This window comes from Collinsella aerofaciens (assembly GCF_020709435.1).
GTDB lineage: Bacteria > Actinomycetota > Coriobacteriia > Coriobacteriales > Coriobacteriaceae > Collinsella > Collinsella aerofaciens_AU.
In genome coordinates, this window is the sequence record NZ_JAJFDP010000003.1 from 1 (window position 1) to 23387 (window position 23387).

Annotated in this window: 26 protein-coding genes; 17 read left to right on the top strand and 9 right to left on the bottom strand. The window is 58.7% G+C overall.

All coding sequences use genetic code 11. The features are described from left to right. From LK493_RS02790 to folB, 6 genes are all read left to right on the top strand, one after another. A partial coding sequence (locus tag LK493_RS02790) for a hypothetical protein (RefSeq protein ID WP_227790060.1) occupies positions 1-180 on the top strand: 180 nt, incomplete at its 5' end. A 374-nt stretch (positions 181-554) separates the two neighbouring features. Further along, complete coding sequence (nrdD, locus tag LK493_RS02795; protein WP_022094397.1) at positions 555-2777, top strand: anaerobic ribonucleoside-triphosphate reductase; 2223 nt, start codon at positions 555-557, stop codon at positions 2775-2777. Between the two features lie 426 nt (positions 2778-3203). Beyond that, positions 3204-3785, top strand: coding sequence for an anaerobic ribonucleoside-triphosphate reductase activating protein (gene nrdG, locus LK493_RS02800; RefSeq protein ID WP_227790061.1), 582 nt, complete (start codon positions 3204-3206; stop codon positions 3783-3785). 66 nt (positions 3786-3851) lie between these two features. Further along, positions 3852-4409, top strand: coding sequence for a GTP cyclohydrolase I FolE (gene folE / locus LK493_RS02805; RefSeq protein ID WP_227790062.1), 558 nt, complete (start codon positions 3852-3854; stop codon positions 4407-4409). 2 nt (positions 4410-4411) lie between these two features. Beyond that, entirely contained in the window at positions 4412-4993 is a 582-nt protein-coding gene (locus LK493_RS02810; RefSeq protein WP_227790063.1) for an HD domain-containing protein, read from the top strand. 43 nt (positions 4994-5036) lie between these two features. Beyond that, positions 5037-5522, top strand: coding sequence for a dihydroneopterin aldolase (folB, locus tag LK493_RS02815; RefSeq protein ID WP_227790064.1), 486 nt, complete (start codon positions 5037-5039; stop codon positions 5520-5522). Between the two features lie 6 nt (positions 5523-5528). Here folB and LK493_RS02820 read toward each other — a convergent pair whose 3' ends face one another. Both LK493_RS02820 and LK493_RS02825 read right to left on the bottom strand, forming a co-directional pair. Continuing rightward, a complete protein-coding gene (locus LK493_RS02820) occupies positions 5529-6305 on the bottom strand; it encodes a M48 family metallopeptidase (RefSeq protein WP_227790065.1) in 777 nt (258 codons plus the stop codon). A 74-nt stretch (positions 6306-6379) separates the two neighbouring features. After that, on the bottom strand, positions 6380-7393 hold the full coding sequence (locus LK493_RS02825; RefSeq protein ID WP_195245755.1) for a dipeptidase: 1014 nt from the start codon (positions 7391-7393) through the stop codon (positions 6380-6382). Between the two features lie 120 nt (positions 7394-7513). Between LK493_RS02825 and LK493_RS02830 the strand changes: the two genes are divergently transcribed. The 3 genes from LK493_RS02830 to LK493_RS02840 all read left to right on the top strand — a co-directional run bounded on the left by LK493_RS02830 (position 7514) and on the right by LK493_RS02840 (position 9404). Next, positions 7514-7942, top strand: a complete 429-nt coding sequence (locus tag LK493_RS02830; RefSeq protein ID WP_055286916.1) for an FKBP-type peptidyl-prolyl cis-trans isomerase — start codon at positions 7514-7516, stop codon at positions 7940-7942. A 3-nt stretch (positions 7943-7945) separates the two neighbouring features. After that, positions 7946-8524 (top strand): urease accessory protein UreE, encoded by a 579-nt coding sequence (locus LK493_RS02835; RefSeq protein ID WP_227790066.1) that lies wholly within the window; start codon positions 7946-7948, stop codon positions 8522-8524. Between the two features lie 82 nt (positions 8525-8606). After that, the gene (locus tag LK493_RS02840; RefSeq protein ID WP_195245753.1) at positions 8607-9404 is read left to right on the top strand and encodes an HAD-IIB family hydrolase; all 798 of its coding nucleotides are present in this window, start codon (positions 8607-8609) and stop codon (positions 9402-9404) included. Positions 9405-9481: 77 nt separating this feature from the next. On the opposite strand, the gene LK493_RS02845 is transcribed toward LK493_RS02840, so the two are convergent. The 5 genes from LK493_RS02845 to LK493_RS02865 form a co-directional block, all read right to left on the bottom strand. Then, positions 9482-9862 (bottom strand): Fur family transcriptional regulator, encoded by a 381-nt coding sequence (locus LK493_RS02845; protein ID WP_195245752.1) that lies wholly within the window; start codon positions 9860-9862, stop codon positions 9482-9484. 61 nt (positions 9863-9923) lie between these two features. Beyond that, a complete protein-coding gene (locus tag LK493_RS02850) occupies positions 9924-10334 on the bottom strand; it encodes an acylphosphatase (protein WP_195245751.1) in 411 nt (136 codons plus the stop codon). 2 nt (positions 10335-10336) lie between these two features. Continuing rightward, a complete protein-coding gene (locus tag LK493_RS02855) occupies positions 10337-11443 on the bottom strand; it encodes a Gfo/Idh/MocA family protein (RefSeq protein WP_195245750.1) in 1107 nt (368 codons plus the stop codon). Positions 11444-11518: 75 nt separating this feature from the next. Further along, complete coding sequence (gene rnhA / locus LK493_RS02860; protein ID WP_195245749.1) at positions 11519-12055, bottom strand: ribonuclease HI; 537 nt, start codon at positions 12053-12055, stop codon at positions 11519-11521. A gap of 12 nt (positions 12056-12067) precedes the next feature. Next, positions 12068-13006, bottom strand: coding sequence for a LysR family transcriptional regulator (locus LK493_RS02865; RefSeq protein ID WP_195245748.1), 939 nt, complete (start codon positions 13004-13006; stop codon positions 12068-12070). Between the two features lie 273 nt (positions 13007-13279). Between LK493_RS02865 and LK493_RS02870 the strand changes: the two genes are divergently transcribed. From LK493_RS02870 to LK493_RS02880, 3 genes are all read left to right on the top strand, one after another. After that, entirely contained in the window at positions 13280-14590 is a 1311-nt protein-coding gene (locus LK493_RS02870; protein ID WP_195245747.1) for an O-acetylhomoserine aminocarboxypropyltransferase/cysteine synthase family protein, read from the top strand. Between the two features lie 311 nt (positions 14591-14901). Continuing rightward, positions 14902-15678 (top strand): hypothetical protein, encoded by a 777-nt coding sequence (locus LK493_RS02875; protein WP_195245746.1) that lies wholly within the window; start codon positions 14902-14904, stop codon positions 15676-15678. A 186-nt stretch (positions 15679-15864) separates the two neighbouring features. Beyond that, complete coding sequence (locus LK493_RS02880; RefSeq protein ID WP_195245745.1) at positions 15865-16071, top strand: hypothetical protein; 207 nt, start codon at positions 15865-15867, stop codon at positions 16069-16071. 108 nt (positions 16072-16179) lie between these two features. On the opposite strand, the gene LK493_RS02885 is transcribed toward LK493_RS02880, so the two are convergent. Beyond that, positions 16180-17094, bottom strand: coding sequence for a ketopantoate reductase family protein (locus LK493_RS02885; RefSeq protein ID WP_227790067.1), 915 nt, complete (start codon positions 17092-17094; stop codon positions 16180-16182). A gap of 117 nt (positions 17095-17211) precedes the next feature. Continuing rightward, positions 17212-17406 carry a cyclase family protein gene (locus LK493_RS02890; protein WP_195245744.1) on the bottom strand — a complete coding sequence of 65 codons (195 nt, stop codon included), beginning with the start codon at positions 17404-17406 and terminating at the stop codon, positions 17212-17214. 162 nt (positions 17407-17568) lie between these two features. Between LK493_RS02890 and LK493_RS02895 the strand changes: the two genes are divergently transcribed. The 5 genes from LK493_RS02895 to LK493_RS02915 all read left to right on the top strand — a co-directional run bounded on the left by LK493_RS02895 (position 17569) and on the right by LK493_RS02915 (position 23375). After that, the gene (locus LK493_RS02895) at positions 17569-18759 is read left to right on the top strand and encodes an aldo/keto reductase (protein WP_227790068.1); all 1191 of its coding nucleotides are present in this window, start codon (positions 17569-17571) and stop codon (positions 18757-18759) included. A gap of 90 nt (positions 18760-18849) precedes the next feature. Next, on the top strand, positions 18850-19869 hold the full coding sequence (locus LK493_RS02900; protein WP_227790069.1) for a Gfo/Idh/MocA family protein: 1020 nt from the start codon (positions 18850-18852) through the stop codon (positions 19867-19869). 151 nt (positions 19870-20020) lie between these two features. Further along, positions 20021-20887, top strand: a complete 867-nt coding sequence (locus LK493_RS02905; protein WP_227790070.1) for a deoxyribonuclease IV — start codon at positions 20021-20023, stop codon at positions 20885-20887. Positions 20888-21034: 147 nt separating this feature from the next. Then, positions 21035-21895: an ABC transporter substrate-binding protein gene (locus LK493_RS02910; RefSeq protein WP_227790071.1), complete on the top strand. Its 861-nt coding sequence runs from the start codon at positions 21035-21037 to the stop codon at positions 21893-21895. Positions 21896-22013: 118 nt separating this feature from the next. Then, positions 22014-23375: an ABC transporter permease subunit gene (locus LK493_RS02915; RefSeq protein ID WP_227790072.1), complete on the top strand. Its 1362-nt coding sequence runs from the start codon at positions 22014-22016 to the stop codon at positions 23373-23375. The last annotated feature ends 12 nt before the right edge of the window (positions 23376-23387 follow it).

Consider the following 23387-nt stretch of genomic DNA (forward strand, 5'->3'; position numbering starts at 1 on the left):
CCCTCAGGGTATCGGGTTCCCACATTCATCCGCACATGTGCGGATGAATGTGGGAAGTGTTCGGATGAAGTTGATAATCAAGGCAACATGTTGGTCAAGCACAATCTTTTGGATTCTTTTGGCGTGAGCGGCTTGGTTTTGGTAGGATTTGTCAGCGGCTTGACTAAGGGGGTTTTATAACTGCCATGCAGGTAGCCGTGTTGGTAACGTTTTACCGACTTGCCAAGAACCCCTCATTTTTAATGCGTCTGCAAAATGACTAATTGCTTTGACCTGCTGAAACACTATATGTTGTGTTTGACCTAAAAAAAGAATACAGGATATAGATGCATCTTTGTCGTATGATAGATGGCGGACAGAGAACGAAGACCTTGTTCGTCCCCTTCGGACACGCCTTTGAGTCGCTTGATCGGCTACGAGGATTGTCCGCATGAGGACCTATGGTTTATCGAGAACACAGATTGCGCGACGGCGCCGCAAGACAGGGGCAAGCCCTGCCGGGCATCGTTTGGCTCTGAAGCGCAATGAGGCTACGACGCGAAAGAGGCAAGAGGATGAAGATCATCAAGCGCAGCGGCACCGAGGTTGTCTTTGACATCGATAAGATCGTCAATGCGATTCGCGCCGCCAACTTGGAGGTCGAGGAGAGCTCTCGTCTAACCGACCGCCAGGTGGTTTATGCGGCGCAAAACGTCGCCGAGGCATGCGAGAACGCGGGCCACACCGTTTCGGTCGAGGAGATCCAGGATTTGGTCGAGGACGAGATCATGCGTCTCGACTGCTACGAGGTTGCCCGCCACTACATCATCTATCGCTATGTCCAGAGCCTGAAGCGCCAGAAGAACACGACCGATGACAAGATCCTGTCGCTGATCGAGTGCAATAACGAAGAGGTCAAGCAGGAGAACTCCAACAAGAACCCGACCGTCAATTCCGTTCAGCGTGACTACATGGCCGGTGAGATCTCCAAGGACCTGACCCAGCGCGTGCTGCTGCCCCAGGAGATCGTGGATGCCCACAATGAGGGCCTGATTCACTTCCACGATTCCGACTACTTTGCCCAGCACATGCATAACTGCGACTTGGTGAACCTGGAGGACATGCTCCAGAACGGCACTGTTATCTCGGGCACACTGATCGAGAAGCCGCACAGCTTCTCGACTGCCTGCAATATTGCGACGCAGATTATAGCCCAGGTTGCTTCCTCCCAGTACGGCGGCCAGTCGATTTCGCTGACCCATCTTGCCCCGTTCGTTGAGGTGAGCCGTCAAAAGATTCGTGGCGAGGTCGCCCGCGAGCTCGAGGAGCTCGGCGTTTCCGCATCTCCCGAAAAGGTCCGCGAGGTTGTTGAGGACCGCTTGCGTGACGAGATCCGTCGCGGTGTCCAGACGATTCAGTATCAGGTCGTGACCCTTATGACCACCAATGGTCAGGCGCCGTTCGTGACGGTCTTCATGTATCTTAACGAGGCTCGTACGCCCCAGGAGAAGCATGACCTTGCCATGATTGTGGAGGAGACGCTTCGTCAGCGCTATGAGGGCGTTAAGAACGAGGCCGGCGTGTGGATTACCCCGGCATTCCCCAAGCTTATTTATGTACTCGAGGACGATAACGTTCACGAGAATTCCCCGTACTTCTACCTGACCCAGCTGGCTGCCAAGTGCACCGCCAAGCGCATGGTTCCCGATTACATCTCCGAGAAGAAGATGCGCGAGCTCAAGCTGTCGAAGGGCGAGACCGCGGGTAACGGTGACTGCTATACCTGTATGGGCTGTCGCAGCTTCTTGACGCCCGACCGCTCGGGCAACGGCTTTAACAACGTTGCCAACGCGCTGAACTACGACCCGAACAAGCCCAAGTACTATGGCCGCTTTAACCAGGGCGTCGTGACCATCAACCTGCCCGATGTCGCGCTGAGCTCGCATCAGGACATGGACAAGTTCTGGAAGATCTTCGACGAGCGCCTTGAGCTTTGCCATCGTGCCCTGCTGTGCCGTCATGAGCGCCTGATGGGCACGCTTTCGGATGCCGCGCCGATTCTTTGGCAGTACGGTGCCCTGGCACGTCTGAAGAAGGGCGAGACGATCGATAAGCTGCTCGTGGGCGGCTACTCCACCATCAGCCTGGGGTATGCCGGTCTGTATGAGTGCGTCAAGTACATGACGGGCCACAGCCACACCGAGAAGGAAGGCACGCCGTTTGCCATGGCCGTCATGCAGCGCATGAACGACAAGTGCGCGGAGTGGAAGGCCGAAAGCGATATTGACTTCTCGCTGTACGGTACCCCGCTTGAGTCGACGACCTACAAGTTTGCCAAGTGCCTGCAGCGCCGTTTTGGCATTATCCCGGGCGTGACGGACAAGGGCTACATTACTAACAGCTATCACGTTCATGTGTCCGAGGAGATTGATGCTTTCGATAAGCTCAAGTTCGAGGGTATGTTCCAGCAGCTTTCGCCGGGCGGCGCCATCTCCTACGTTGAGGTTCCCAACATGCAGGACAACCTCAAGGCTGTCATTCGCGTGATGCAGTACATCTACGACAACATCATGTACGCCGAGCTCAACACCAAGAGCGACTACTGCCAGGTGTGCGGCTACGATGGCGAGATCAAGATTGTCGAGGACGATGGCAAGCTGGTGTGGGAGTGCCCCAACTGCGGCAACCGCGACCAGGAGAAGATGAACGTCGCTCGTCGTACGTGCGGCTACATCGGTACCCAGTTCTGGAACCAGGGCCGAACCGAGGAGATCCGCGACCGCGTGCTGCATCTCTAATAACCATACCAGGCCGCCCCGTAGCGAGGCCCCGGACCTTTACTCGCTATTTCGGACAGTCCTGGCTCACGACGGAGGCGCCACTGGCGCCTCCTGTTCGTGCGGAACTCATATCGAGCAAAGGTCCGGGGCCTCGCTACGGGGCGGCCAAGTTGACGTAGCTGAGATGCGGCATGCGGTCTGCTCACTCCTCGAAGTTCTTAGCGGAGATAATTCGAGCTGCAGCTGCGATTTACTTGCGATGGCGGTTGAGCCGCAACCCAGTTTTTATTAGATCTCGAACCCTATGCTCGATGTTCGCTTCGTTCATTGAGTTACCCTTTGCATGAGGCCGGGACATATCGTCCCGCCCGCAGTTTCGCAGGCCGAAGGCCGAGAATGTTTGAGGACGGGATGATATGTCCCGGCCTCCCGGGAGAGTTACCTATGAACTACGCGAACATTAAGTATTTCGACATTGCTGATGGAGAAGGCGTTCGTACTTCTCTGTTTGTGAGCGGGTGCCGTCGTGGGTGCAAGAATTGCTTTAACTCTGTCGCGTGGGACTTTGCTGCGGGCGAGCCGTTCGATCGCGCCGTCGAGGATAAGATTATCGAGAGTCTCGATCATCCCTTTATCGATGGCCTGACGATTCTGGGTGGCGAGCCTATGGAGCCCGAGAATCAGGCGGGGCTTGTTGACTTTATCGAGCGCGTGCGTGCGGCCTATCCTGCGGGGTCGGGCAAGACCATTTGGTGCTTTACCGGTGACGTGCTCGAGGAGCTTATGCCGGGTGGCCGTCATCATACCGAGGTGACGGACCGTATCCTGGCCTGCCTCGATATGTTGGTGGACGGCCCGTTCGTTCAGGATCTGTACGATATCTCGTTGCGCTTTAGGGGCTCGAGCAATCAGCGCGTGATCGACATGAACGCTACGCGCGCCCGTGCTGAGCGCGAGGGCGTTGCGCTTTGTGATGCGGTTGAACTTTGGCGTGATGATCCGGTCTATTCGACCCATACTATGTAGCTTGTGGCCGATGCCGGAGGGCGTGGTACCATAGCGCGAACGCAAAATCGGAAAAGTGAGGCCCAGATGGTCGATCAGGAAAAAGTCGAGGCCGCCATTAAGCTGTTGCTTGAGGGCATAGGCGAGGACCCAACTCGTGCGGGCCTGCTGGAGACCCCGGCGCGCGTCGCTCGTATGTATGGTGAGATCGCCGGCGGTATGGACCAGAGTGCCAAGGAGCATCTGTCCAAAACTTTTGCCGTCGCTTCGAATGATTTGGTTATCGAGCGCGACATTACGTTCTACTCGCTGTGCGAGCATCATCTGCTGCCGTTTTATGGCAAGGCCGCCATTGGCTATATCCCCAACGGCCGTGTCGCAGGGCTTTCTAAGCTTGCCCGCACGGTTGAGGTCTACGCCCGTCGCCTGCAGCTGCAGGAGCAGTTGTGCGCACAAGTTGCCGATGCCCTCATGGAGTATCTTGCTCCGCAAGGGGCGATTGTGCTCATGGAGGCCGAGCATATGTGCATGACGATGCGTGGCGTGCAAAAGCCCGGCACCAAGACTGTGACGCTCGCTCGCCGCGGCGTCTTTGAGACCGATCCCGCGCTCGAGGAGCGATTCTTTAGGATGCTGGACCGCTAACCATGAGAGCCGTTAACGACTTTGCATCGAAGACCGATGAGGGAACGCCGCGTCGCGGTTTTATGGCTTCGGGCCTGGCCCCCTTTGGTGCCATGCCTCGTATCGATTACATCTGTGCCAACGGGCTGTTCCGGCGGCACCTGGGCAACATTGCGCAGTTGGAATCGGGGCGCATCTTCTGCCGCCACGGTATTGACCATCTGCTCGATGTCGCTCGCATTATGTGGATCAAGAATCTCGAGGAACAGCTCGAATTTGACCGCGAGGTCATCTACGCCACGGCACTTCTTCACGATATCGGCAAAGATGAACAGTATGAATCGGGTATATCCCATGATGTTGCAAGCGAACGCGTCGCTGATGCGATTCTCGGCGGCATGCCCGATGACGTAGCGTTTGAGCCGGCCGATGCCGCAGCCATTAAGACGGCCATTCTGGGCCATCGAAAGCTGCGCGTGAACAGCCAACCGCTTGAGCGTCTGCTCTACGCAGCCGACAAAGCGTCGCGCGCCTGCTTTGCATGCCCCGCGCGCAATGCTTGCAACTGGAGCGACGATAAAAAGAACCTGTCGATTCGCGTGTAGTTAGTTTGCGCGGTCGGGGTTCTAAACGAAGGAGACGATCGCGATGAATAACAAAAAACTGCCCGAGAATGCAACCAAGACTGAAGGTGCCGAGCTCGCACGCCGTGGAAGGGGCGAAATATCCACCGCAACGGCGGTGCCCCACGTGAGCTATGATGATCTGCGCCATGCCGACCGCATTACTATCGACGGTCTCGAGGTCTTTGCCAACCACGGCGTGTATCCCGAAGAGAACGCGCTGGGCCAGAAGTTCATCGTGTCCCTGGTGCTCTATGCCGACCTGCGTGCAGCGGGGGAGCACGATAACCTGGACGCCTCGATTGACTATGGCTCGGTGTGCCACGATGTTGATGGCTATCTGCGCGAGCATACGTTTAAGCTTATCGAGGCGGCAGCCGAGGGTGTGGCCCAGATGCTGCTGCGTCGTTACCCCTTGCTGCTTGGCGTGCGTGTTAAGCTCGATAAGCCTTGGGCGCCCGTCGGTCTTCCCCTGGCAAGCTGCGGCGTCGAGATCGAGCGCGTGCGCTAACCGGTTCTAATACGTCTCTATGGGTGGCTGCTTGAGCCGCTGCGACAGCGCTCTATTGTTGGGGCAGTACCTGTCGAGCAGGGCGTGAAACCGCTGATTGTGGCTTGGCTCGAGCAGGTGGACGAGCTCGTGGGCGACAACCATGTCGAGACACTCGATGGGATAAGCGGCAAGTTCGCGTGCGATGCGAATGGCTCCGGTCTTGGGCGTGCATGATCCCCAGCGCGTTTTCATGCTGCGCACGGAGACGCGGGAAACGGCGACACTCATTGTGATTTCGTATGCGTGCACGATGTCGCGTAGCGCTGCGGTGACCTCGGTCGTATAAAGCTGGCTGATGTGGGCTTGGAGCTCGTCGGACGTTAGGCCGTCGAGGATTGCGCGCCGCTTGGCCTGTGGGCCTTCGTCCGATTCATCGGTACCCATAAAACTTGCGAAGGTGGCCTGCTTGGGTCGCGGTGCAGGTGACGCAAAGTTGTGATCGAGCGCATCTTGTACCGTGATGGGCTTGCCCCAAAGCGCAATGATGGACGAGGGACTGAGCGGCTCTCGCGCTGTCGCCTGATGTTGCTCACGCTGGTCAAGTCGGCTGATAATCCAGGCGCTGTTGCGCTTCACAAACGCTTCGATACGCTCGCGGCTGGCGCCGAGCGGTGCGCTGGCGTGGACCTCACCGCTCGATGTGACGCGTACGTTGAAGTTCTTGACGCGCTTTTTGGTAACGACGACGGGGATGGATGTGCCATCCGGTCGGGATACGGTAATCGTAAATTGCTGCGTCAAAAGCGGTCCTTCAGGTTGGGGACGGGCCGGCATGTCGACCGTTCGGCATGCCGGCCCGCTCAAGGGACGTGATATTAATAACGCTCAAAGAAGGCAAGCGCATTATCGCTGCAGAGCTTTTGCATCACGGTCTTGCCAAAGTGCTTGGAGAGCATGTTCTGGAACTCGGGCATCTTGCTGGCATCGGAGAGGAAAGCGGGCACCGTGGCTCCGTCCCAGTCGCCGCCGAGTGCGATGACGTCCTCGCCGCCCAGGTCGAGCCAGTGCTCGATATGTGCCGCCAGCTGGTCGAAGGTGACGTCTGCGGCGGTCTTGTCGGTTGCGTCGTTGGAAAGGAACTCGCTGCAGTAGTTGAGGCCGACGATGCCACCCGTGTCGCGAATGGTGCGGAACTGGTCGTCGGTGAGGTTGCGCTTGACGCCGCAGACGGTGCGGGAGTTGGAGTGGCTGGCGACGAAGGGGCGCGTGGCGTGGGCGACAACCTCGTCAAAGCACTCATCGTTGAGGTGGGAGACGTCGAGTACCATGCCGGCGTGCTCCATCTGCGTAAGTGCCTCGATGCCGGCAGCGGTGAGGCCGGCGTGGGTATCGTGTCCGCTCGCGAGCGGTCCCTGCGCGTTCCAGCTGAGTGACGACATAAGCACGCCCAAGCTCTTGAGCACCTCGATCAGCGCGGGGTCCTCGGCAAAGAACGTGGCGTTTTCGATGGTGTGGATGCAAGCGGCCTTGCCGTCCTTGAGCGCGGGGCGAATGTCTGCGGCGCTGCGTACGTTGACCATGCGGTCGTGGTTGAGCATTGCCTGGCCGCTCATATGCGCCATGATCTGCGCCTGGAAGCGCGCGGCGTGGGCGGTGGGAATCTCGTCGGGGACAAACGTGGCGAAGCACTGTGCCCACGGCGTGTTGCCAATCTTTGCGAGCGAGATGGCGCAGGCGTTGCCCTCGATGAGATCGAAATCTTGCGGATGTGTTTCGTCGCCGGGGAAATAACCGTCGGTGCCGGCGGTAAAGCGCAGGTCGAGATCGAGTGTGGCCCAGCCGATGCGGTCAGCGGTGTCGCAGTGAAGGTCAAATACGGGATATGCCATGGTTCCTCCGGTTGCAGCGTTTCTTTGCAAACTGTCATTGAATTGTATGACTAGGGTATAGTTAGCGCCATATGTTCATGGCGGCCCGCGTTGTGCGCCGCCCTTATTACGGAGGTTACCATGTCCAACCAGGGCAAGAAGGTCAAGACCCATTATCGCGGCACGCTCGATGACGGCACGCAGTTCGATAGCTCCTACGATCGCGGCGAGCCGCTGGAGTTCACCTGCGGTGCCGGTCAGATGATCAAGGGCTTCGACGCCGCTGTTGTCGACATGCAGGTGGGCGAGAAGAAGACCGTGCACATTCCTGCTGCCGATGCCTACGGCGAGCACAATCCCGAGATGGTTATTACCTTCCCGGCCGAACAGGTTCCCAACATCGAGCAGATCGAGAAGGGCATGAAGCTCTTCCTGTCCACGCCGAGCGGCATGCCTGTCCCCGCCGTCGTCATTGACGTGACGCCCGAGGCCGTGACGCTCGATGCCAACCACGAGCTTGCCGGCAAGGATCTCAACTTTGATATCGAGCTCGTCGAGGTCGAGGGTTAGAGTATGCCTGAACGCTTGGTTTCGACGACATGCTTGGGAAATCTCAACGATCCGTCCTATGAACTCCTGCTTCGCCGGAAGTTGGGCGGCGTCTTTGAGGTTGACGAGCTACTGCTCGATTGGGATCAGGCTGATGTATGCGCGTTTGCGGGCGTGACGGAGCTGGGGCGCACGATCGATGTTCGGCTGGATACTGCCGACGGCGGTCGTCTTGCCGATGGCGACGTGCTCGCCATCGACCGTTCGGGCATGGTGCCCGTGGCAGTTGTCGTGCGCTTGCGCAGCGCCGAGGTTTATTTGGTCGAAGTTGACCGCATGGACCCGATTGCGCTCGCGCATTCGTGCTGGGAGATCGGCAACATGCATGCGCCGCTCTTCCGAGGCGACTCGGACGAGCATACCGTGCGCATGTATACGCCGGTGCAGCCTGTTTTGGGCCGCATGCTCCGGGGTGTCGAGGGTGTTCGGCTCTCGGTGGTCACACGCGAGCTCGATGCCAGCCGGCGCTTTGCGTCGAGTGCGGCGGAGGTCGTCGTGAGCATGGCTCCAGACTTTACCATCGTAAAAAAGGTGCGCGGCTAAGCGCGCGTATGCGCAAGATGGGCTTTGAGGGGCGACCAATCAAGGTCCGTCTTGCTGTTGATAGGAGGCTTTGGGGAAGCATATGGGTCTTGAGGGAATCAAACTGATTGCATGCGATTTGGACGGCACGTTGCTGCATCCGGGGGAGCGCGAGCTGCGTTCCGAGGCCTTTGAGCTTATCGATGAGCTGCATCGTCGCGGTATCGTGTTTATGCCGGCGAGTGGCCGTCAATATGCGAGCTTGCGCTACCTGTTTGCCCCGGTGGCCGATGAGCTCACCTATGTATGCGAAAACGGAACCTTGGTGATGAGCGAGGGGCGTGCCGTTGTCAAGCGCTCTATGGAGCGTAGCCTTGCTATGGCTATCGCGAATGCCGTGGTTGCGTATCCCCATACCGACGTGACCCTTTCGTGTGAGGGGCACATCTACGCCATGAGCGGTAACGATGCGTTCGTCGACCATTTGCGCTATGTGGTCCACTGCGATGTGGCGGTGGTCGACCGTCCCGAGGACATCGACGAGGATGTCATTAAGATTGGCTTCCAGACGCCCGAGGTGGATTATCCGGCAGCCCGGGAGTATTTCGAGCGCCTCTTTAGCGATCGTGTCGAAGTGATGACGTCGGGAACCGCATGGACGGACTTGATCGGTTTCGGTTCGGGCAAGGGCTCCGCGCTTGCCGATTACGGTCGTGCCCTGGGTATTTCGCCCGATGAGATGATGGCTTTTGGCGACAATGAGAACGATCGCGACATGCTCAACGTCGTGGGCCATCCCTATCTGATGGAGAGCTGCAACCCCACCATGCGTGGCGTCAACGACCGCGTCCGTTACGTGCGCACGGTCGAAGAAGAACTGCACCGTCTACTTGCTGAGTAAACATTTGGGGCATGTCTAGAAATCTACTTCTTGCTGCAAAGTGCGGAAAGGTGGATTTTAAGGCATGTTCCAAACGTCTACCGGCAATCGGGGCAGAGACCCTCGAAGATGGTGTAGTGCGACGTGACGTGCCAGCCGATTTGCTCGGATGCTTTGGCGTCGAGCTGTGCATCGAAGGGGAGTGGTACGTCGATGACGCGGCTGCACGAGGTGCAGATGATATGCGCATGCGGCTCGACGGTGCGATCGAAGCGGCTGCCGCCCGGCGTCTTGATGGAGAGGATTTCGCCGGCGTCGGCCAAGAGATTGAGATTGCGGTAGACCGTACCGCGGCTGATTTTGTCATCCTGCGCGCGCACGACGTTGTAGATTTCGTCGGCGGTGGGATGGTTATAGCTTTGGCGCACGGCGTCAAGAACCAGCTTTCGCTGCTTGGTATTCCTTCTTTGCACCGTCATGCGCCTCGCCTCTTTTCTATTAACGGTCGTAGGTAAATGATACCGTATTTAGCACACAATACTAATAATGAGGAGTGAAACCGTCTTCATTGGCAAGTGGGGCTCGGGCCTGGGCATCTACGAGGCGAAAACGCGTTCCCATGCGCTCGTAGGAGGCATGAAGTGCCTCGAGATGAGATAGGATATTTGCCGGAGCTCCCTGTATCTCCATCTCGACTGAGCCGTCTTCCATGTTACGCACCCAGCCGGTGAGTGCGCGTGCCTGCGCGAGGTTGGTGTTGGTAAAGCGAAAACCAACGCCTTGGACTTGCCCCGCCCAGCGCAGGAAATAGCGCAGGGGAGTGTCTTGAGTGGCCTCGTCGCTTGCGAGCACGGTAAGCCTGCGGCGCAGCTCGAGCTCGACGTTTGATGGTTTTTGAGGCTCTCGACTGCCGCCGGTGACGCTGGAGAAGAACGTATCGAAGAGGCCCATCGCTATGCCTGCTTGCCTGCGTCGGCCGGGAAGGTTATGCCGGCCTGCTGACGCACGGCATCCATGATGCGTAGTGAGACGAGCGTGACATCGCGGTAGTGGCCAAGCTCGTGGCGTCCCGCCGGGGTCTCCCAAATCTCTTCCTTGACGTTATCGATGCCGCCGATGGCGGTGATGAAGTCCGTGAGCTCGTATTCCATAGTGTTGCTCGATTTGGGCAGGTCGAGCACGCGGCCGTTATCGCCCTGTTCGCGCGGCGCCTCGGTCGCCGAGCCGCGTACGACGTCGCCGCGATAGTCGATGCGGACGTTGCGGGGCGTGGACAGATGGTCGATCTGGATAGTGCCACGCTCGCCTTCGATCTGCGAGGGCAGTAGGTCATTCGTAATTTTGGAGTGCGCGAGCTCGACGGAGATTCGGCCACCGCCGTAGCTGGCGAGGATGGAACCGCAGCCGTCGATGGGGCCGTGCGTGAGCTGTCGCGTGGTGGGGTCGAGCAGAGTAGCCATGCTCGTAAGGCCGGAGGGCATGCCGAAAATCTCGACCATGGGCTCGACGGTGTAGACGCCAATATCCATGAGGGAACCCGATGCCATATTGCAGTCGAAGATATTGGTGGCGCGTCCCGCGAGAATCTCGTTGTAGCGCGAGGAATACTTGCCAAAGCGCAATGAGGCGCGGCGGATGGGGGCGATTTCACCCAAGGCGTCCTCGATGGCGTGGAAGGCGGGATCGTGGAGGGGACGCATGGCCTCGAGGGCCACGACACCTGCTGCCTCGGCAGCGCGGAAGACCTCAAGCGCTTGCGCCTCGGTGGCGCAGAAGGGCTTTTCGACGATAACGTGCTTACCGCCGGCGATGCAGGCGAGCGCCTGTTCGTGATGGAGTGCATTGGGGCTGCCGATGTAGACGGCGTCGACGTCGTTGGCGGAAGCGAGCCCGTCGAGTGCGGTGAAGTTACGCTCGCCGCCGTGCTTAGCGGTGAAGGCGGCGCCGCGATCAGCATCGCGCGAGAGCGTGCCCACAAACGCAGCTTGGTCGTTGGCGTTGACGACCTGGATAAAGTCGTCGGTAATCATGGATGTGCCGATGGTCGCTATACGCAGCATGTATCCCCCTCGTGCCGTTCGGTTTACAGGATGAGTGTAGCGCGAAGGGGCAGGAAATAGCGTGCGAAAACGCCGTTACAGGTCGCTCTCGTTAAAGCCAGTGTCGATATCGAGGTTGCTGCCGTCGGCCGCCCTGGTGGCAAGCTCGTCGCAGCGCTCGTTGAGCTCATGGCCGGCGTGACCCTTAACCCAGATGAACTCAACCTTGTGCTTGCTCTTTGCGGTGAGCAGGCGCTCCCACAGATCGCGGTTCTTGACAGGCTGCTTGTTGGCGGTCTTCCAGCCGCGTTTTTTCCAGCCGTCGATCCAGTGCTTGTTGAAGGCGTTAACGACGTACTGCGAATCGGAATGGACTTCGACGTCGCAGGGGCGGTTGAGCGCCTCGAGTGCCACGATAACGGCCATGAGCTCCATGCGGTTGTTGGTGGTCTTGGCGTAGCCGCGCGAAAGCTCAGAGGTGAAGGTCTTGCCGGCGGGGTTGGTGTATTTGAGCACGGCGCCGTAGCCGCCGCGTCCCGGATTTGATCGGGCCGAGCCGTCGGTATAGATGATGACCTTCACATGGTTCCTTTCGTTGGGTACGTTTCGTGTGAGTGACCATTGTAGCGCCATGCCCGCCGGGGGCTAGCAATCTACGATTTCTACCCCGTCTTCCGACAGTTGGTTGGCATGGATGATGCGGTTGAGTTCGTCGAGGTATTGCTGCAAGAGGGGAGAGGGCTTGCGATCGTCGTGCATGATGTAGCCCACATGCATCGTCGGGGCGTCTGCTAACGGGATCGATGCCATACCCCATTGCATTTCATTGGAGAGGACACCGGTCGACAGGGTGTAACCGTTCGACGTGATAAGTAAGTTAGTAAGTGTTCCGCGGTCCGAGATTCGTATGTTGCGGTCGCAAGGGATATAGCTAAAAGGTTCCTCGGCGTAATAGAAGGAGTTTGAGGTTCCCTGCTCAAAGCTGTAGCGCGTATAGGGTGTGAGGTCGGCAAGGGACAGCTGCGGGCGGCGGGCAAGCGGGTGGCGCTCGCTAACGAAGACGTGGACTTTTGCATCAAAGAGGGGATGAAAGCTCGCCCGGGCATCGGTAAAGGCCTTCTGCAAGACACGGGTATTAAAGTCATCCAGATAGAGGATGCCGATGTCACTGCGAAACGCGCGCACGTCGTCGATGATCTGCGCTGTGGTGGTCTCGCGCATGATGAACTCGAACTTGCTGTCGCGGCAGCGCTCGACGACGTTGACAAAGGCCTCGACCGAAAACGCGTAGTGTTGGGCCGAGATGGCAAGGCGGGCTTGCGGGATGCCGCCGTCTTCGTAGCGGGCCTCGAGCATGTCGGCCTGCTCAACGACCTGGCGCGCATAGCCCAAAAGCTCGGTGCCATCGTTGGTGAGCGTGACGCCGCGGCTGGAGCGCGTAAAGATTTCCAGATGGAGCTCCTGTTCCAGGCTTTTGACGGCGTTTGAGATGTTGGACTGAGCGGTATAGAGGCGCTGGGCCGCGGCGTTGATTGAGCCGGACTCTGCCACGGCGATCAAAAAGCGAAGCTGCTGGAGGGTCATCGGCGCCCGTCCTTTCGTGTGTTATCTACAAAACCGATAACAGGTTAGCGCTTTTAAGTGATTGACCGAGAGAAACAATGCTCGTACTATTCAAAACACACAAAGGCGGTAGGTAATTAAGCCAACCACGGAACCGGGATGCGAAAGGAGGCCCGCATATGAATTGCTTACCAAGACGAATGCCGGGCTCCTGTTTGCGCCCGTTGGCGTAATCAGGAGATAGCGACTTACTTCTCTCACTCTTATTACTTTTGTTCGATCAAGGAGATCATCATGAGCCAGTTCATCAACAACCCCGAGCACACCTTTGGTTTCGATACCCTGCAGCTGCACGTTGGCCAGGAGAGCGCCGATCCTGCATCCGACTCCCGTGCCGTGCCTATCTACCAGACCACGAGCTATGTGTTCCGCAACTCCCAGCACGCCGCTGACCGCTTTGGTCTTGCCGACGCCGGTAACATCTACGGCCGTCTGACCAACTCCACCCAGGGCGTTTTCGAGGACCGTATCGCCGCGCTCGAGGGTGGCGTTGCTGGCCTCGCCGTCGCCTCTGGCGCCGCCGCCATCACCTATACCCTGCAGGCACTTGCCCAGGCCGGTGACCATGTGGTTGCCCAGAAGACCATCTACGGTGGCTCCTACAACCTGCTGGAGCATACGCTCTCCCAGTTTGGCGTCGAGACCACGTTTGTCGACGCTCATAATCTGGAAGAGGTCGAGGGGGCCATCAAGGACAACACTACGGTCATCTATCTCGAGACGCTCGGCAACCCCAACTCCGACATCCCCAACATCGACGCCATCTCCGAGATCGCCAAGAAGCGCGGTCTGCCGGTTGTCGTCGATAACACCTTCGGCACCCCGTATCTGTTCCGTCCGCTGGAGCATGGTGCCAACATCGTCGTCCACTCCGCAACCAAGTTCATCGGTGGCCACGGCACCTCGCTGGGCGGTGTGATCGTCGACGGCGGTAACTTCGATTGGAAGGCGAGCGGAAAGTACGCCCAGATCGCTGAGCCCAACCCCTCCTACCACGGTGTTTCGTTTGCCGAGGCTGCCGGTCCCGCCGCCTTCGCGACCTATGTCCGCGCTATCCTGCTGCGTGACGAGGGCGCTTGCATCAGCCCGTTCAACGCCTGGGTCCTGCTCCAGGGCACCGAGACTCTGTCGCTGCGCGTTGACCGTCATGTCGAGAACACCAAGAAGGTCGTTGAGTTCCTGGCTGGTGACAGCCACGTCGCCAAGGTGAACCACCCGAGCCTGCCTGAGCACCCCGATCACGAGCTCTATCAGAAGTACTTCCCCCGTGGCGGTGCCTCGATTTTTACCTTCGAGATTAAGGGTGGCCAGGAGGCAGCTTGGAAGTTCATCGACCATCTGCAGGTGTTTTCGCTGCTCGCCAACGTGGCCGACGTCAAGTCGCTCGTCGTGCACCCGGCTACCACCACGCACTCCCAGCTCTCTGCCGAGGAGCTCGCCGAGCAGAACATCACGCCCTCCACGATCCGTCTTTCCATCGGTACCGAGAACGCCGAGGATATCATTTGGGATCTGAAGCAGGCCTTCGCCGCGCTGGACGAGTAAGGCGACTTGTGCAAGGACCCCTTGCGACTCGATAGGTATAACTGCATAAAATGCCTGCTCAAGGCGCCTGTGTGAACTATGGTTGCACAGGCGCTTTTTTGCATAGAGAGGGTGTAAAAACAGGGTTTTTGGCACGCTTTATGCATTCGAGTTGTGGAAAACTCCTGTTAAGAGGATGTGAGTTTTACGCAATTGATGTGCGCCTTTTGAGTAAAACCGCAGGTCGCGATTTGCTCGGGGTACTATGCAGCGCGATCGAATCACACGCAGCTCAAACGCAGCAAAAACACACTACGGAGGTTTCCAGCTACATGAGGATCGATTCACGAAAACCGAAAGCCGCCGCCCTTTCCGCCGCTCTGACTGTGGCACTTTTGGCGGGCGCCGGCGCAACTGATGCCCACGCGGCAACACTGTCTGATACGGTCGGATCTACGCCGTCCGAGGCGACGCTGGTGCAGCCCGTCGACTACCGCGGTGACGGTTATGGCTCCATGCAGGAGTGGAACGCCTCGATGGGGGCAAAGCGCGATTCCCTGGAGATGCGCGCTCAGATCATTATGAATATGTATGGCGACTATGCTACCGATGACGAGCGCGCTGTGCTGCAGGGTTGCATCGACGGCGCGGGTAGCCTGTTGACGATGGGGGAGGTCGACGCCAAGTCGACCGAGCTCGACGAGCTTCGCTCCACGCTCGAGGATGCCAAGCGCGAGGCGCTCGAGGCTGCCGCAGCCGAAGCCGAGGCCGCTGAGGCCGTTCAGGCTTCGTATTACAACGCCGGCTCCGGCTTGTCTTACGCGTCTGCTGCGTATTACGCGAACGGCTCGGGCCTGACGCGCTCGAGCGGCGTCAATAACTATAACGGCCGCCGCGAGACTTATTACAGCAGCAACGTGTTGTATCACCACCGCACGGGCGAATGGACGCAGGATTCCGAGGGCTTTTGGCGCGATTCCGATGGCTACTACGTCGTGGCCGCGGGCGATAAGGCCCAAGGCTCCACGTTTACCGGCTCCAAGGGTGAGTGCAAGGTCTATGACTCCGGCTGCGCTGCCGGAACCACCGACTACTACACTGGCTGGTAATTGTTCTGCATCACGGATATTTTGCGGACGGGCGTCTTTACCGAGCTTTAGGGCAACGTAAGGACGCCCGTTCTATGTGTGCGCTTGAGCTAACAGAGCCCTTACCGTGACGGTACGTCGCGCATATGGGCGCGGGGCACACTAGTTCATGAGAAATAAGGTCTTTCTCGTGGAGGAAGTGGTCTTGTGAACGCTCGAGATATTGCCATTGCCGCCGTCGCATTGGTGCTTGGCTGCCTTGGTCCTACGGCCGCGCTCGTTGCGGGCATGCAGGGGTCTTGTGGGGCTGCCTCTATCGTGGTCAGTGCGTTGGTCGCGGCCGCACTGCTGGGAAGTGCGGGTGCAGTCCTTTGTCGCGACGATGAGGACCAGGCGTCGGAGTCGCAGCTCTAACCGTCGGGACATCGACTACTGGTTATAGATGAAGATGAAAGCCGCCGTAAGGGGAGTGCTCCTTGTGGCGGCTTTGCTGTTGAGCCTGTTGACGTGGTGAGCCGGGCGCTACCAGCTTTTCTCGATATCGCGGATGCGCTGATAGAGCCAATCGTTTTGTGGCACTTGGATATCGTGTTTGACGGCCAGGCGGCAAATGGTGCCCGCGAACTCCTCGACTTCGGTTTTTCGTTGCGCGATGCGGTCCTGCGCCATCGAGGGCATACCGGTGGGGTCGATTCCCTCAATGAGGTGCACCATCTGCGTCAGATCTGCCTCGGTCAGCTCAATGCCCTCGGCGTTGGCGACCGCAAGCGTTTCGCGCATGGCAGAAACAAAGCAGCGACGCTGCTCGGAGCCCGGCTCCGTGGCGCTTCCGTAGGTCCCGCCGTAGGCCATACACGTCTGGTTGATGCCGTCGTTGAGCATGAGTTTGGCCCACATGCGGTGCGCAACGTCGCTCTCGACGGTATGGGCGATGCCGCAGCGCGTGTAGAGCTCGTCGATGGCGGTGACGGTTGCGAGCTCGGTGCCGGCCGCCGCGCCAAAGCTGATTTCGCCCGCATTGGTAAAGGTGAGCTCTCCGTTGAGGAACACGGCGTCCATGCCCTGGCAAATACCAAGAACGGTATGCTCCCAGCCAAAGCGCTCGGCAATCTTCTGCTCGCTCGTAATGCCGTTACACAGCGAGGCGATGAGCGTATTGGGTCCCACGACGCGCTCCATAGTCTTGAGTGCTTGGTTGAGTCCAGTCGTCTTGACCGTGAGAATGACCAGATCGGCGGGCGTTGCCTCGCTGGCGCGGACGGACTTGAGTGCACAGGGCTTGCCATTGACGGTGAGCGCATCGCCCGCGTGACGCTCAAAACGGACGTCATCCATAACGTATTCGACGGCGTCGTTGCCGAGTGCCTGGGCGATCATACTGCCGTAGAGTAGCCCGACGCCACCCTTGCCGATAAAGGTGACCTTGTTGATCTGCATGTGAATTATCTCCCCATATAAAAGGCGCCCGCGTAAGGGGCGCCTGATGGATTGTATGCCGCCAGCGCACCTTGTGCATGCAGGGTGGCGATTTTTAAATGAATGGACGCGTGGAGCTTACGCTGCGGGGCAGACCGCGAAAACGCGTGCGGGATATCCAACGCCATCGCGCACCTTGGGGAAGGTGCAGAAGATGACGGCGCCTGTGGCGGGAAGCTCGTCCAGATGGTCCATGACCTCGATCTGATAGCGGTCGACCGAGAGGATGTATTGCTCGCCGGGGTGGGGGTAGGCGTCCTCACGCGCGGGCATGGTTGGCTTCTTTCATCGGGCTTTTTGCTGATGTTAAAGCGGTGCCGTGACGGCTTGATTTCTGCTGCGTTACGATACGTTCTCAATTGCGATTCCGATGTGTTTCGATGACGTGACGGGTTTGTTTTGCCTTGTCAGGGCTTCGATGGGAGGGGAGGGGCCGTGCAATATCGCGTTGACCCCAAAAGCGGCAACCGTATCTCGGCGTTGGGGCTGGGCTGCATGAGGTTTCCCGGTGCGCCGGGACGCCCGGATGCGAAGGCAGCCGACGCCATCATTTCCCGTGCGGTGGAGCAGGGGATTAATTATCTGGACACCGCGTATCTCTATCCCGGTAACGAGGCGTGCGTGGGCGCCTCGCTTGAGCGCTTGGGGCTGCGTGACCGGGTGTTGCTGGCGACTAAGTTGCCGCATGCTTCGTGCAAGTGCGCGGAGGATTTCGACCGGTTCTTCGACGAGCAACTGCGCCGCCTGCAGACCGACCATATCGACTATTACCTTATGCACAACATTACCTCGCCCGCCCAGTGGGAGCGCTTGGTGGCACTGGGCATCGAGGACTGGATTGCGCGCCAAAAGGCTGCGGGGCGTATCCGCCAGATCGGCTTTTCGTACCACGGCAGCGCGGCGGACTTCCTCACGATGCTCGATGCGTATGACTGGGATTTTTGCCAGATCCAGTACAACTATGCCGGCGAGCGCTACCAGGCGGGAACGGCGGGGCTCTTGGCCGCTGCCGAGCGCGGGCTCGCGGTGTTTGTGATGGAGCCGCTGTTGGGCGGACGACTGGCGGGCAAGCTGCCGCCGCGGGCTCGCGCCGTGCTCGATGAGGCGCACGACCCACATTTGCATACGCCTGCCGCATGGGGGCTTTCGTGGGTGTGGAACCATCCACAGGTGACGATGCTGCTTTCGGGCATGACCGATACCGCGCAGGTGGATGAGAACGCGGCGCTGGCAGATCGCGCGCTGCCGGACTCGATGTCAACAGGCCAGCTCGATACCATCGCGCATGTGCTGGAAGAGTTTGAGAAATCGAATCGTGTGCCCTGCACGGGTTGCGGTTACTGTATGCCGTGTCCCAAGGGCATCAATATTCCTGGCTGCTTTGCCGCCTACAACGCGAGCTATGCACATAGCTGGTTTACGGGCATCTCGCAATACTTTACGGCGAGCGCGGTGCGCACAAGCGAGCCCAAGTTGGTGAGCAATTGCGTCAAATGCGGCAAATGCGCGCGGCACTGCCCGCAGCACATCGATATTCCCGAGCGTCTCGACGATGTGCGCCGACGTTTCCAGCCTGGTCCCGTGACGGCGGTGCTTAAGGCCTTCGGCAAAACGCGCTCCTCATGACCCTTTTATAACTTGCGGTGGAATAGTTCCTGTTTGCGGCAGAATAAGGCATCAACAGGAACTATTTCACCGCAACTGAAGGGGGCTGTCGTGGGCCATCGGGATTCATGTGATGATTTGCGCGAGGTTCGTTGGGGCATTTTGGGTGCCGGACACATTTCTCATCGATTTGCATCGTCGCTCAAGAAGGTCGACGGGGCACGGCTGGTGGCTGCGGCCGGTCGCACTCCTGCACATGTCGAGGAATTTTGCCGAGCGTTTTCGATCGATGCTGCGCATGGCCACGCCTCGGTCGACGATAACGGCAATGCGGCTTATGACGCGCTGATTGCCGACTCCGATGTCGACGCAATCTACTTGGCTCTTCCGCATGGCATGCATACGCGTTGGGCCTGTCGCGCGCTGCGCGCCGGAAAGGCCGTGCTGTGCGAAAAGCCGGCCGTTTTGAGTGAGGAAGAGGCTCTCTCGATTGCCTCCACCTCTCGTGAGCGCGGCGTGCTGTTTATGGAGGCGATGAAGAATCGGTTTTGCCCGATGCGCACTCGCGTGAAGGACTTGCTTGCGTCGGGTGAGCTTGGCCGTATTGTCTCGATTGAAAGCGTGCAAAAGCTCGATTACGGCGAGCCTCCTTCGGGCTATCTGCTTGATCCGTTGCAGGGCGGCTGTCTATATGACATGGGCTGCTATGCGGTCGGTTGGTTTGAGGATTTGCTCGCGGGCGCGTGCGAGGTTTCATCCCGTGAAGTTCGCTGGCGTGACGTATCGGGCGGCCGCGTCGATTGGGCCGACGAGATCCGTATGAGCGTCGGCGGTATACCCATTCATATGGCGTGCGACGGCAAAGCTGCATATGAAAGCCGCTTAACGATTGACTGCGAGCGAGGCTCGTTGGAAATCGAGCGCCTCCATCGTCCCGAGCTCGCCTATGTGAAGTACTCCGACGGACGAACGCTCGAAATAAATGCCCCGTTTGAGATCGATGATTTCTACGGCGAAATCCAGCATGCGACCCAGCTCATCCGGGCGGGGAAACTCGAGAGTCCCGTCATGCCCCTTGCCGCCACGCAGCGCTGCGCGCGCATTATCGATGCGATTCGCTTGAAACTTTAGGGCGTGGGGGCATGGCGCCAGCGCTTGGAATGCCTGGAGGCCTTTGCTCCTGATGCCCCTTTTATAACTTGCGGTGGAATACGGTCTGTTTGCGCCAAAATAAGGCACCAATAGACCGTATTTCACCGCAACTGATGAAGGGGAGTTGGAGATGCTGACGATCGGATGTCATCTTTCGACGACGAAGGGCTATCGGGCAATGGGGGAGACGGCGTTGTCCATTGGCGCCAATACCTTTGCGTTCTTTACGCGCAACCCGCGCGGTGGCAAGGCAAAAGACCTTGACATGGATGACGTGGCGGCTCTGCGCGAGCTTATGTCGCAAAACGACTTTGGACCGCTGGTGGCGCATGCCCCGTATACCTACAACCCCTGTTCTGCCAAAGAGCGGGCGCGCGAGTTTGCCCTGGAGGCAATGGCCGAGGACTTGCAGCGTCTGGAAGCACTGCCCGGCAACTATTACAACTTCCACCCCGGCGCGCATGTGGGGCAGGGGACTGATGCCGGCATTCAGATGATCGTCGACACCTTGTGCCAGGTGATGTTTGAGGGGCAGCAGACGACGGTGCTGCTCGAGACCATGGCAGGAAAGGGTACCGAGGTGGGCCGTAGCTTTGAAGAGCTGGCGCGCATTATCGGGGGTGTTGCTGCCAGACGTCCAGAGCTGTCGGCCAAGCTGGGCGTGTGTCTGGATACCTGCCATGTGAGTGATGCCGGCTACGACATCATCCATGATCTGGACGGCGTACTCGACGAGTTCGATCGCGTGGTGGGTATCGAGCGCTTGCGCGCCGTGCATATCAACGATTCGAAGAACCCTTGCGGCGCCCATAAGGACCGCCACGAATGCATCGGTAAGGGTTATTTGGGTAGTGAAGAGTTTGGCGGCGGTATGCAGGTTATGCAGAATATTGTATCGAATAGCCGCTTGCGCGCATTGCCATTCATTTTGGAGACACCGAACGAACTTGCAGGTTATGCGGCTGAAATCAGACTGTTAAGGTCGTTGCAGCAGTAATGACTGTCACAAAGTGCAGTGTTCCATTCACGTTATGGGTTTGTTTCAATCAGTTTTCTAATTGCAGATTCTCCCAAGCGGGTGCATAATAGCCATCAGTTTTTGCAGACCTCTGAATCAAACGGGGTCACCGGAAGGAGACTGATTATGAAGCTCAAGAAGCTTGGCGCATTTGCCGCCACGGGCGCCATGGCGCTCGCCCTCGCACTGACGGGCTGTGGCTCGTCCAACGCCACCTCTGGTTCTGATGCCGGTTCCAGCAGCTCTGACGACGCTAAGGTCGAGAAGGTCGACGGCTCCAAGGAGTACGCGCTCGTCAAGGACGGTACGCTGACCGTCGGCACCTCTGCCGAGTACGCTCCGTTTGAGTACAAGGATGACAACGGCGATTATCAGGGCTTTGACCTTGAGCTCATCAAGGCTATCGGCGACAAGCTGGGCCTGGATGTCGAGTACGTCAACAATGACTTCGACACGCTCGTCCCCGGTGTCGCTTCGGGCGCTAAGTACGACGTCGCCATCGCGGCTATCACCGACACGCCCGAGCGTGAGAAGGAAGTCACTTTCTCCGATTCCTACTACATGGACGATCAGGCTATCGTGACCAAGGTCGATAACACCGACATCACGGCCGACAACTTCAGCGAGAAGCTCAACAATGCCGACGCTACCATCATCGTCCAGTCTGGCTCGACCGCCGAGTCCTTTGCCCAGGAGAACTTCCCCAAGGCCAAGATCGTCCCCTACAAGGACGCTACCGAGTGCTTCAGCGCCCTGCAGTCCGATAAGGGCGACGCCGTAGTCACCAACCGCTCCGTTGCCAGCCAGCTGACCGCCGAGCAGTTCAACACCTGCCAGACCATTAAGCAGATCAGCACCGGCGAGGAGTACGCCATCGCCATCAACCAGGGCAACACCAAGCTCAAGGACGACATCAACCAGGCCATCAAGGACCTGACCGACGACGGTACCGTCGACGCCCTCATGGCTAAGTACAACATCAAGTAAAATAGCTACTTGATTGTGCGCAGGCCCTTTCCGTTTTGGCGGAGAGGGCCTTTGCGCTTCTCTTGACGGAGAGCATTTCCGTCTCGTTTTGCCGGCAACTTCTACGATAGGAGCCACCTTGTCTCGACTGAACAAAGGGGCCGCGGAGCAGCGTTTTCCACTGCCTGCCTTGCTCCAAAAGCTAGCCTGCGTCATGGCCGTGGCGCTCGCGCTGGTGTGTGCGGGGGCATATGCGCCCACGACCGCCCAGGCGCTTGAGACCGCAAAGATTACCGCCCGACCCAATACCGGTTCGGGCAGCGCTGTGGTCGGCGGTACCGAGACGCGCATCACCTGGGAAGTTCAGGCCGATGCCGACGAGGAACTGAGCGGTCTTTCGCTGACGTTTGTCGACGGCACGACGTTTGGTACCGATGACACGCGATTGACGATGCTCTCGGGCGAGGACCTCATGGATCGTACGCCCATGAAGCCCACGTGCAAGGCTGACGGCCAGACGCTCAAGATTGACTTTGGCGAGACGGCGCCTGCCGGCGGCTTTTTCCGTGTCGAGGTTTACGGCGTGACCTTCCCCGTCGAGGGCGGCGATGAGGCCTTTAGCGGCACCTATACGCTCGCCGACGGTTCGACCAAGAAGATTTCCAAGATTCCTTCCGTCGAGATCAAGGGCGTGACGGCATTCGATAACTTCCTGGCCGATCTTAAGGAGCAGCCGTGGGTCGAGGCATGGAATTCCAACATGTTCCTTCGCCTGTTCCTGAACCCGGTCATTTTAGTCCAGAGCCTGCCGATCGTTTTCAAAGGCTTTCTCATGTCGCTCTCGATCGTGCTCGTGGCGTTTCCGCTGGCAATTCCCTTTGGCTTTGCCTTGTCGCTCATGCGTATTTCCAAGTCGCGCATCCTGCGTTGCCTTGCCGGCATCTATGTGAATATCATCCGCGGTACGCCGGCGTTCCTGCAGATCTATATCGCGTTCTTCGGTCTGCCGTTGGCCGGCGTCAAGGTGGACGACTATGTCTTGGGCGTTATCGTCATGGCCATGAACTCGTCTGCGTACCTGTGCGAGATTTTCCGTGCCGGTATTCAGTCGATCCCCAAGGGCCAGAACGAGGCTGCTCGCTCGCTGGGCATGAATGCCTTCCAGACACTGCTCTACGTTATGATTCCGCAGACGTTCCGCAATGTCCTGCCTACGCTGACCAGCGAGTTTATCCTGCTTTACAAGGATACGTCGCTGCTTGCCGCCGTGGGTGTGGTCGAGATCGTCATGAACGCCCGCACCATCGTGGCCACGACGGGCTCCATCACGCCGTACGTGGTTGCCGCGCTGTTCTACCTGGTCATCACTCTGCCGCTTGCGCGCTTGGTGAGCGGTCTTGAGGCGAGGCTGCTGGGTACGGCCGAAACCAAAAAGAAGCGTCCCACCAAGAGCTCCGGACAGGTCGTCGCGACGCCCGCCGATCACATCGCCGGTCTGTAAGGAGGTCCTATC